Genomic DNA, 9,562 nt, shown 5'->3' with positions numbered 1-9,562 from the left:
GCAATCGCTCCTCGCGCGGCACCCGCCAGGCGACGAGTTCCGGCGGGTCGACCACCGCATCGTCGGCGAGGTCGGCGCCGGCGCCGAACTCCCAGATGCCGCTCGTCAGCACGAAGCGACGGCCGTCGTTGCCGTAGGCCCGGATGGCCGCGTCGATGACGGCATCGTTGAACGCTGGGGCACCGTCGTCGGGTGCGGCCGAGTGGATCGCGGCATCCGCCTCGGCGAGCCTCGCGGCGAACCAGTCGACGGCCGTCACGTCGCCCTGCAGGGCGGTGGCGCCTCGTCCGGCGACGTCGCGGGCCGCCCGTTCGGTGCGCACCACGGCGCTGACCTCGTGTCCCGCCTCGACGAGCACGTCGAGCACGGCCGATCCGATGTATCCGGTTGCCCCGGTCAGGAGAATTCGCATGACCGCAATAGTATGGATTTGATACCGGTTACTTCAACGGAACCGAGGTGGAGCCGTGACGCAATCCGACGCAATCGACGACGCCGTCGCCAATGACGTGCTGCGCCCCGACTGCCCCAGTCGCGTGGTCATGCAGCGCATCGGCGAGCGCTGGTCGATGTTCGTGATCCTCGCCCTCGACGACGGGCCGCTGCGGTTCACGGCGCTGAAGGCGCGCGTCGGCGTGGTGACATCGAAGGTGCTCACCGAGACGCTGCGCGCGCTCGAGGCCGACGGACTCATCGCACGGCAGGCCTATGCGGAGTCGCCACCCCGGGTCGAGTACCGGCTCACTCCGCTGGGCGCCTCGTTGCTCGTGCCGCTCGCCGGCATGCGCGCGTGGGCGGAGACGCACGTGCCCGAGGTGCTCGCCTCCCGGGAGCGCCACCTCGTGCGCGCATGACCGGCGCGAGCGGGCGCATGCACGATGACGAGGTGCGGACGGATGCCGCGCTCGCGGCCGCGCTCGTCGCCGCGCAGTTCCCCGATTGGGCGCACCTGCCCGTCGAGCCCGTGCCGTCGACGGGCACCGACAACGCGATGTACCGGCTCGGCCCCGGACTCTCGGTGCGGATGCCCCGAATCCACTGGGCGGTCGCCCCGCTCGAGCGGGAGTTCGCGTGGTTGCCCCGGATCGCCCCCGCGCTGCCGTTCGCCGCGCCCGTGCCCCTCGCGCTCGGCGCCCCCGGCGAGGGGTACCCCTGGTCGTGGACGGTCTGCCGGTGGATCGACGGCGTCCATCCCGTCGCGGCTGCGGCATCCGGTGCCGACGCACTCGCCACCGACCTCGGCCGCTTCATCGTCGCCATGCGCGCACTCGACCCGGCCGGCGCGCCGACGACGGCGTGGCCCCGGCCGCTGCACGAGGAGGACGAGCTCGTGCGCACGAACCTCGCACTCCTCGAGCACGAGCTGCGCCCGGTCGGCGACGACGTGACCGACATCTGGGAGGAGGCGATGGCCGCGCCCCGCGCTGACCGCCTGGTCTGGATCCACGGCGACCTCTCGCCCGGCAACCTGCTGGTCGGCGGCGGCGGTGGGGGCGGCGCACCAGTGGAGCCAGGCGACCAGCGCCGCGGCCGCCTCGTCGGAGTGCTCGACTTCAGCTCGATGGGACTCGGCGACCCGGCCAGCGACCTCCGCGCCGCGTGGAACCTGCTGCCGTCGGCGGCCCGGGACGCCTTCCGACGGGCCGTGGAGGCCGACGACGCAACCTGGGCCCGCGCCCGCGGGTGGGTGCTCCTGCAGGCGCTGGCGCAGCTGCCCTACTACGCGACGCGCAATCCCCCGCTCGCCGCGAACGCCCGGCACGTCATCGCCGAACTGGTGGCGGAGCGCCGTGCGGGCAGGACGATGCCCCGTCCGCTCTAGGGGGGTTCGCTCGGGGGGAGCGGCGGACGGGGCATCCGTTCGGATGGCCGGTGGGTGGCCTCAGCTCGTCTGGCGGTCGGCCGCGTGCTTCGCATCGGCCTGCACCTGGGACGCCGCGTCCTGGCCCTCGGCCTTGACGTTCTCGACGCCCTCCTGTGCGCGGTCCTTGACCGCCTCGGCGGCCTCGCGCGCGGGCTCCTTGAGGTGCTCGGCCGACTCCTTGGCGACGTCCTTCGCCTCGTCGACGAGCGGCGCCGCGGCGTCCTTCACCTTCTCGGCCGCGTCCTGCTCGACACGCGACGCCGGAATGAGCGACGCGGCGAGGAGGCCGACGCCGAAGGCGATGAGGCCGACGGCGACGGGGTTGCCCTGCGTCGCGGACGCGACCCTGCGGGGCGCATCGGCGATGGCCTCGCCGGCGTGGCCCACGGCGGACTGCGCCGAGTCGCCGACGTCCGAGGCGCTGCCCATCACGCGGTCCTTGAGACGCGACGCGGCGCGCTTCACCTTGTCCGTCTGGCGCTGGGCGGCCTTGGCCGGGTTCACCTTGTCGGCGAGTGCATCGACGTCCTGGCCGAGTTCACGTTGCGTGCGCTCGATGTCGGCGCGGATCACATCAGGGTCGTCCGAGCGGACGACATCGGGGTTGCTCATCGGTTCTCCTCATTCCTCTTCAGCGTCTCGGGGATCTCCTTGACCGTGTCGACGGTCTGGGGCATGCCCTCGACCTCTTCGATCTCCTTCTTGCCCGTGAAGTACAGCACCGCGGCGACGATCCCCCAGATGACCGCCACGATCACCGCCGACCACGCGTTCCCCATGAGGTATCCGAGCGCCCACCAGAGGGCGATCGAGAGGAACAGCAGGGTGAAGAATCCGGCGACGCCGGCCCCGCCGAAGAGGCCCGCGCCCTTCCCGGTCTGCTTCACCGTCTGCTTCAGCTCCGCCTTGGCGAGCGCCATCTCCTGCCGGATGAGCGTCGAGATGTCACGGCTGACCTCGGCCATCAGGTCGCCCAGTGACGTCGTCGCGGCCTGCTGCTCCGACGGCGTCGGCAGGTCGGATGCCGCATGCGAGCCGGTGCGCGGCTGGTTCAGGTTCGTCATCAGAGACCGTCCCTCGAGGTCGTGGTGTCGCCCTCCGCCCAGGTCTCACCGGCCAGCGGGTCTGCGGCGGCGCCGCCGACCGTGCCGGCGCCGTATCCCGTGCCGGTCGTGCCGGTGGTACCCGTGGTGCCGGTGGTACCCGTGGTGCCGGTCGCATACCCCGTACCCGTGGCGGTGGTGCCGTACGCACTGCCGGTGCCGATGCGCGCGGACGCGCCGTCACCGTTGCCGTAGGCGTAGCGGCCGGAGGTGCTGGAGGAGTCGTCGTCGTCCGACGGCTGGGCCAGCGCCCGCACCAGGCGGCCGACGACCACGCCGGCGCCGACGGCGATGCCGATGAAGACACCGGGACGACGTCGGGCGAAGCCCTTCACCTCCTGCAGCAGGGCGCGCGGGTCGCGCTCGTCGAGCCACTGGGCGGCGGCGCCCACGCGGTCGCCGGCCTGACGGGCGATGTCCGCCGCGAAGCCCGAACCGCTTCCGGTGCCGTTGGCCATACTGGAGAACTCATCGCCGATGCTGCGGAGCCCTCGTGCCGCACGGCTCTGCTGCGTGGCGGCCTGCTGGCGCACCTCGCTGCCGACCTGGTCGGCGAGGCGGCGAGCCTGGTAGCGCGCCTCCGATCCGACCGCCTTGGTCTCCTCCTTGGCCGTCCCCGCAACGCGCTTGCCGGCGTCGCCGGCTTCCTTGGCGAGGTTGGCGGCCTCGTCGCGCTTGCCGGGCGTGGTCGACTCGTAGGTCGTGCCGGTGGTGCCGGTGGTGCCCGTCGTTCCGGTGGTGCCCGTCGTTCCGGGGACGCCGGTGGTGGTGGAGCCGCCGAGTGCCGCTTCGTTCGCACCGAATGACGCGTCGTTCGAACTCGGGTATCCAGGTGTCGTGCTGTTCGTCATCGTCAACTCACTTCCCATTTCGGTGGCCTGCGCAGGCAGGCCCCGTTCGTATCCCCAGAAACGCTAGGTGTGCGGTTCGAGGGCCAGAAGGCCCTTGCGACCCGTCGAAGCGAGGCGTATAACGCGAGCGCGCCCGTACCGGCCCCTTCTGACCGCTGCCGACGCGTGCCGGCCGCGCGCTCCGGGCGCCGCATTGTGCCCCGCGCGCTCGAAGGGCGCAACCGCATTCCCCGAGCCCCATCGGTCACGTAGCCTGCCGAGGTCGAGGGGAGACGCATGCGGTACGGATACAAGCTGTCGGCCGAGGGGTTCGGCCCGAACGAGCTGGTGCGCCAGGCGAAGCTGGCGGAGGCATCCGGATTCGACTTCGTCGAGATGAGCGACCACTACCATCCATGGCTCGAGTCGCAGGGGCATTCGCCGTTCACCTGGACGGTGCTCGGCGCCATCGCAGCGAGCACCGAGACGATCGGCCTGGCCACCGGCGTGACCTGCCCGACGGTGAGGTACCACCCCGCGATCATCGCGCAGGCCGCGGCGACCCTGTCGCTCGTCTCCGACGGCCGGTTCACGCTCGGAGTCGGCTCGGGCGAGCGCCTGAACGAGCACGTCGTCGGGCGCGGATTCCCCGCGGTCGCCGACCGGCAGGCGATGCTCCGCGAGGCGCTCGAGATCATCCGGCTGCTCTGGCAGGGCGGCTACCAGTCGTATCGCGGCGAGTACCTCGACCTCGAGGACGCGCGTGTGTTCGACCTGCCCGACGAGCTGCCCGTGATCGCGGTGGCGGCCGGGGGCACGGATGCCGCGGAGCTGGCCGCCGAGCTCGGCGACGGCATGTTCGGCACCGAGCCGAAGTCCGAGCTGTTCGACGCCTATCGCGGTGCGGGCGGCAGCGGTCCGACCTACGGCGAGGTGGGCCTCGCGTGGGCCGAGACCGAGGAGGAGGCCGTGCAGGCCGCCTTCGAGACGAGCCGCTGGGCGCTGACCGGCTGGAAGGTGATGAGCGAGCTGCCCAACCCGGCCAACTTCGAGGCGGCGTCGCAGGTCGTGAGGCCCGAGGACGTCGCGGCGTCGATGCCGTGCGGGCCGGATGCCGCGAAGCACCTCGAGGCGATCCGCGAGTACGAGCAGGTGGGGTACGACCACGTCGTGCTCGCGAACAACGGGCCCGACCCCGACGGGTTCATGGACTTCTTCGCCAAGGAGCTGAAGCCCGCCCTGACGTCGTGACGCTCTGAAACCCTGACTCCGCGGAGCCTGCCCCGACGGAAGATCCGCGCTTCTCTCCCGCGGAGCACGACGCGTGCGGGCTCAGATCGGCACCGGAGGCGCTCGAACGCAGAACTTCCTCGGTTGTTCTGTTTGCGGCATCCGCTCACCCGTGTGAGCATCGAAGGCATGGTCACCGCCGATCGCAGCACCGCAGAGGTCGACTCCGCCGACGCCGACGCCGACGAGGTCGACGCGCTGACCCTCGGGCGCCGCATCAGGGAACGCCGCGTCGCCCGCGGCATGACGCTCGGCCGGCTGGCGGCCGCCATCGACCGCGCACCGTCGCAGGTGTCGGCCATCGAGAACGGCAAGCGCGAGCCGCGGCTGTCGATGCTGCGCACGATCGCGCTCGCGCTCGGTACCACGGCCGATGAGCTGCTGAAGCCCGACGCCCCATCGGAGCGGGCGGCGCTCGAGATCGCCGTCGAGCGAGCCCAGCGCGGACCGGTCTTCGCGGCGCTGGGCCTGCCGCCGTTCCGGGTGGCGAAGGGCATGAGCGACCAGACCCTGCAGACGATCCTCGCCCTGCACCACGAGATCGACCGGCTGCACCGGGAGCGGGCGGCCACGCCCGAGGAAGCCCGGCGAGCGAACGCCGAGCTCCGCGCCGAGATGCGCGCCCGCGACAACTTCTACCCCGAGCTCGAGGCGAAGGCGGCCGAGTTGCTCGAGGCCGTCGGCCACACGGGTGGCCCGGTGTCGCACCAGCTCGTCGCCGACATGGCCAGCCACCTCGGCTACTCGCTGCACTACGTGGGCGACCTGCCGCATTCGACCCGGTCGGTCACCGACAAGCGCAACGGCCGCATCTACCTGCCGACGCAGCAGTCGCCGTCGCGCGACTCCCGCTCCCCCATCCTGCAGGCGCTCGCCAGCCATCTGCTCGACCACGACGAACCGCGCGGCTACGCCGACTTCCTGCGCCAGCGCATCGAGACCAACTACCTCACGGCCGCGATCCTGTTGCCCGAGCAGGCCGCGGTGCGCTACCTCACCGAGGCGAAGAACCTGCGCCGCATCTCGATGGAGGAGCTCCGCGACCACTTCGCCGTCTCCTACGAGACCGCCGCGCACCGGTTCACGAACCTCGCGACGGCGCGCCTCGACATCCCGGTGCACTTCATGAAGGTGCACGAGTCGGGCACGATCATCAAGGCGTACGAGAACGACCGGGTCCGGTTCCCGAGCGATGCGCTCGGCGCCGTCGAGGGCACCACGGTGTGCCGCAACTGGACGGCCCGCACCGTCTTCGACGTCGACGACCGCTTCAGCCCCTGGTACCAGTACACCGACACGTCGTCGGGCACCTTCTGGTGCACCTCGCGCATCGAGAAGGCGAAGGAGGGCGAGTACTCGGTGTCGGTCGGGGTGCCCTTCGAGCACGTGAAGTGGTTCCGCGGACGTGAGACACCTCATCGTGCGGTGTCGCGCTGTCCCGATGAGTCCTGCTGCCGGCGCCCGCCGGGCGACCTGGCCGACACGTGGGCGGATGCCTCGTGGCCGGCCGCGCGCACGCCCACGTCGCTGCTCGCGGCGCTGCCCACGGGCACGTTCCCCGGCGTCGACCAGACCGAGGTGTACCAGTTCCTCGAGGCGCACGCGCCGCGCGGCTGACCGCGACCGACTGCCTCGAACGGCGGATATACGATCCGGCGCGCCGGAGTCCCGCTGCTCGAGGCGGCGCGCCGGATCGTATCTCCGCCGGAAGTGACAGCTCGCATCGGGCAGCCTGTCCGGCGCCGAGCGGATGTCGCGACACGACGGTGCTGGCGCCCGCCGGTCGCCGCGCGGGAGGATGGAACCCCGACCGCCTTGGAGTGATCGCCGTGGGAACGACCGTATTCGAACGCCGCCGGCCGCCGGCATCCGTCGTCGAGCACTCGCTCGCCGAGACCGAGCAGCGCGTGTTCTGGCTCGACGACCTCAGCGCCGAGGCCACACGGCCACGGCCCAGGCTCACCGGCGAGCGTGTCGCCACCCTCGCGATCGTGGGCGGCGGGTACACCGGGCTCTGGACGGCCGTGCTCGCGAAGCGACGCAACCCCGAGGCGCGCGTCGTGCTGCTCGAGGCGAAGTCGATCGGCTGGGCGGCATCCGGACGCAACGGCGGATTCTGCGAGGCGAGCCTCACCCACGGCCGCGAGAACGGGATGTCACGCTGGCCCGAGGAGATGCCGATCCTCGAACGACTCGGTCTCGAGAACCTCGACGCCATCGGGGCGGCCGAGTCGGAGTTCGGCATGGACTTCGAGTTCGAGCGCAACGGCGCCCTCTCGCTCGCGGTCGAGCCGCACCAGGTGGAGTGGCTGCGCGAGGAGGCGGCAGCGGCATCCGCCCGCGGCGACGAGAGCGTGCGCTTCCTCGACGAGGCCGCCGTGCGCGCCGAGGTCGACTCGCCCACCTACCTCGCGGCCGCGTGGGACACTCGCGGCAGCGCCATCCTGCACCCGGCGAAGCTCGCGGCGGAGCTCGCCCGCGTGGCGGAGGAGCTGGGCGTCGAGATCTTCGAGCACTCCCCCGTGCGTCGCATCGACACGCCGGGGTCGACAGGCGCGGTCACCCTCGTCACCGACGGCGGCTGGGTCGTTGCGCAGCGGGCGGTGCTGGCCACGAACGTGTTCCCGAGCCTGCTCAAGCGCAACCGGCTCATGACCGTGCCGGTCTACGACTACGCGCTCATGACCGAGCCGCTCACCGCCGAGCAGCTCGCGTCGATCGGCTGGTCGAACCGGCAGGGCCTCGGCGACCTCGCGAACCAGTTCCACTACTACCGGCTCTCGCGCGACAATCGCGTGCTCTTCGGCGGCTACGACGCGGTGTACCACTACGGGCGTCGGGTGCGCGCGCGGTACGAGCACCGGCCCGAGTCGTTCGAGCGGCTCGCGTCCCACTTCTTCACGACCTTCCCCCAGCTCGAGGGCCTCCGGTTCACGCATCGATGGGCGGGCGCCATCGACACGAGCACCCGGTTCTGCGCGTTCTTCGGCACGGCACGCGACGACCGTGTCGCGTACGCGGCCGGCTTCACGGGGCTCGGCGTCGCGGCCACGCGGTTCGCCGCGGAGGTCATGCTCGACCGCCTCGAGCAGCGCGACAACGAGCGCACCCGGCTGCGGATGGTGCGCGAGCGCCCGTTGCCGTTCCCGCCCGAGCCCGCGGCCGCCATCGGCATCAACGCCACGCGCTGGTCGCTCGACCGCGCCGATCACACCGAGGGGAAGCGCAACATGCTGCTCAAGACACTCGACGCACTCGGCCTGGGGTTCGACTCATGAGCACCGGTTCGGGGGCATCGGGCGCGGCGGCGGGCCCGCGGCTCGATCCGGGCACCATCGCGGATGCGGCATCCGTCGCCCTCGAGCACCTGCCGGTCGAGGCCGAGCAGGTCGTCGCCGGCAGCCCGACCACGGGCCACCTCGTGCTCGACGACGACGGCGAGCGAACGGTGGGCGTGTGGGAGATGACCGTCGGCGCGATGCGCGACGTGGAGGCCGACGAGGTCTTCGTCGTGCTCACCGGTGCCGCGACCGTGGAGTTCGAGCATCCGCACGCCTCGCCGATCGTGCTCGCCCCCGGATCGGTCGTGCGCCTCGAGTCGGGCATGCGCACGATCTGGACGGTGCGGCAGACGCTCCGCAAGGTGTACGTCTCGCCGTAGCCGATACTGGACCGGTGACCTCCGCACCGGACCGACCCCGCGTCGTCGCCGTCGCGCGCGACGACGGCCACCGCTTCTCGAAGCCGGTGCGGGCCGAGATCGAGCTCATCGCGGGCCACGGCATCGATGGCGACGCTCACGCGGGCGCGACGGTGCGCCGCCGCTCGCGATTCCGCGGCACGTGGACCGAGGCGAACGTGCGCCAGGTGCACCTGCTCCAGCGGGAGGTGTTCGACGAGCTCGCGGTCGAGGGGCACGAGGTCGCGCCCGGCGAGCTCGGCGAGAACGTGACCACCGAGGGCGTCGACCTGCTGGCCCTTCCCCTCGGCACGCGGATCCGGCTCGGCGACTCGGCCGAGGTCGAGCTCACGGGGCTCCGCAATCCCTGCGTGCAGATCGAGCGCTTCCAGGCCGGGCTGATGAAGCGCCTCATCCGGCGCGACGGTGCCGGCGGTACGCATCGCCGGGCGGGCGTGATGGCGATCGTCGTCGAGGGCGGGGTCGTGCGACCGGGCGACGCGATCCTCGTCGACCTGCCCGAGGCTCCGCACCAGCCGCTGCCGGTGGTCTGACAGCGCCTGCTCGGGACGTCAGGCGACGGATGCCGCTGGCGCGCCCGATGCGCCGGCGTCCCCGGCCCCGGCCTCGGCCGAGGCATCCGGTGCCGGGCCGACCGGGTCGATGCGGAACGTTCGGGTGAAGCGCACGACCGCCTCGGACTCGCCCGCCACCAGCCGCACCGCGGCGGGATCGAGGGCGCCGGCGACGAGGTCGCGGAACTCCGCCGGCTCGAGCACGAGCTCGGCGCCGGCCT

12 protein-coding genes are annotated in these 9,562 nt (G+C 72.1%); 7 read left to right on the top strand and 5 right to left on the bottom strand.

The window, feature by feature from the left end:
- Window positions 1–412, bottom strand: a 412-nt coding sequence (locus GH736_RS11290; protein ID WP_159603257.1) for an NAD(P)H-binding protein, incomplete at its 3' end; no start/stop codon positions are given.
- A gap of 55 nt (window positions 413–467) precedes the next feature.
- On the opposite strand from GH736_RS11290, the gene GH736_RS11285 reads away from it, so the two are divergent.
- Together GH736_RS11285 and GH736_RS11280 are read left to right on the top strand one after the other, a co-directional pair.
- A complete protein-coding gene (locus GH736_RS11285; RefSeq protein ID WP_328596835.1) occupies window positions 468–854 on the top strand; it encodes a winged helix-turn-helix transcriptional regulator in 387 nt (128 codons plus the stop codon).
- On the top strand, window positions 851–1,822 hold the full coding sequence (locus tag GH736_RS11280) for an aminoglycoside phosphotransferase family protein (RefSeq protein WP_203230727.1): 972 nt from the start codon (window positions 851–853) through the stop codon (window positions 1,820–1,822). Before GH736_RS11285 ends, GH736_RS11280 begins: the two co-directional genes overlap by 4 nt.
- Window positions 1,823–1,882: 60 nt before the next feature.
- Here GH736_RS11280 and GH736_RS11275 read toward each other — a convergent pair whose 3' ends face one another.
- Genes GH736_RS11275 through GH736_RS25515 form a run of 3 tightly spaced genes read right to left on the bottom strand, consistent with a single transcriptional unit; the run spans window position 1,883 to window position 3,818 of the window.
- Window positions 1,883–2,476, bottom strand: a complete 594-nt coding sequence (locus tag GH736_RS11275; RefSeq protein ID WP_159603255.1) for a DUF3618 domain-containing protein — start codon at window positions 2,474–2,476, stop codon at window positions 1,883–1,885.
- On the bottom strand, window positions 2,473–2,928 hold the full coding sequence (locus tag GH736_RS11270) for a phage holin family protein (RefSeq protein ID WP_159603253.1): 456 nt from the start codon (window positions 2,926–2,928) through the stop codon (window positions 2,473–2,475). Before GH736_RS11270 ends, GH736_RS11275 begins: the two co-directional genes overlap by 4 nt.
- Window positions 2,928–3,818, bottom strand: coding sequence for an ATP synthase subunit B family protein (locus GH736_RS25515; protein ID WP_159603251.1), 891 nt, complete (start codon window positions 3,816–3,818; stop codon window positions 2,928–2,930). Before GH736_RS25515 ends, GH736_RS11270 begins: the two co-directional genes overlap by 1 nt.
- A 276-nt stretch (window positions 3,819–4,094) precedes the next feature.
- On the opposite strand from GH736_RS25515, the gene GH736_RS11260 reads away from it, so the two are divergent.
- From GH736_RS11260 to GH736_RS11240, 5 genes are all read left to right on the top strand, one after another.
- Window positions 4,095–5,048 carry a TIGR03557 family F420-dependent LLM class oxidoreductase gene (locus tag GH736_RS11260; RefSeq protein WP_159603249.1) on the top strand — a complete coding sequence of 318 codons (954 nt, stop codon included), beginning with the start codon at window positions 4,095–4,097 and terminating at the stop codon, window positions 5,046–5,048.
- 168 nt (window positions 5,049–5,216) lie between these two features.
- Window positions 5,217–6,704: a helix-turn-helix transcriptional regulator gene (locus GH736_RS11255; protein WP_159603247.1), complete on the top strand. Its 1,488-nt coding sequence runs from the start codon at window positions 5,217–5,219 to the stop codon at window positions 6,702–6,704.
- 212 nt (window positions 6,705–6,916) lie between these two features.
- A complete protein-coding gene (locus tag GH736_RS11250) occupies window positions 6,917–8,365 on the top strand; it encodes an NAD(P)/FAD-dependent oxidoreductase (RefSeq protein WP_159603245.1) in 1,449 nt (482 codons plus the stop codon).
- On the top strand, window positions 8,362–8,748 hold the full coding sequence (locus GH736_RS11245) for a cupin domain-containing protein (protein ID WP_159603243.1): 387 nt from the start codon (window positions 8,362–8,364) through the stop codon (window positions 8,746–8,748). The genes GH736_RS11250 and GH736_RS11245 overlap by 4 nt, the downstream gene beginning before the upstream one ends.
- A 14-nt stretch (window positions 8,749–8,762) precedes the next feature.
- A complete protein-coding gene (locus GH736_RS11240; RefSeq protein WP_159603241.1) occupies window positions 8,763–9,320 on the top strand; it encodes an MOSC domain-containing protein in 558 nt (185 codons plus the stop codon).
- 18 nt (window positions 9,321–9,338) lie between these two features.
- Here GH736_RS11240 and GH736_RS11235 read toward each other — a convergent pair.
- Window positions 9,339–9,562 (bottom strand): hypothetical protein (locus GH736_RS11235; protein ID WP_203230726.1); only part of this gene is annotated, 224 nt, incomplete at its 5' end.

The organism is Agromyces humi (genome assembly GCF_009720255.1).
Lineage (GTDB): Bacteria > Actinomycetota > Actinomycetes > Actinomycetales > Microbacteriaceae > Agromyces > Agromyces humi.
This window is presented reverse-complemented; position numbering and strand designations above follow the sequence as displayed.

Bases quoted from the DNA above. Each gene is read 5' to 3' on its own strand.
- GH736_RS11280 (WP_203230727.1), top strand. From the start codon at position 851: ATGACCGGCGCGAGCGGGCGCATGCACGATGACGAGGTGCGGACGGAT.
- GH736_RS11275 (WP_159603255.1), bottom strand. From the start codon at position 2,476: ATGAGCAACCCCGATGTCGTCCGCTCGGACGACCCTGATGTGATCCGC.
- GH736_RS11270 (WP_159603253.1), bottom strand. From the start codon at position 2,928: ATGACGAACCTGAACCAGCCGCGCACCGGCTCGCATGCGGCATCCGAC.
- GH736_RS25515 (WP_159603251.1), bottom strand. From the start codon at position 3,818: ATGACGAACAGCACGACACCTGGATACCCGAGTTCGAACGACGCGTCA.
- GH736_RS11260 (WP_159603249.1), top strand. From the start codon at position 4,095: ATGCGGTACGGATACAAGCTGTCGGCCGAGGGGTTCGGCCCGAACGAG.
- GH736_RS11255 (WP_159603247.1), top strand. From the start codon at position 5,217: ATGGTCACCGCCGATCGCAGCACCGCAGAGGTCGACTCCGCCGACGCC.
- GH736_RS11245 (WP_159603243.1), top strand. From the start codon at position 8,362: ATGAGCACCGGTTCGGGGGCATCGGGCGCGGCGGCGGGCCCGCGGCTC.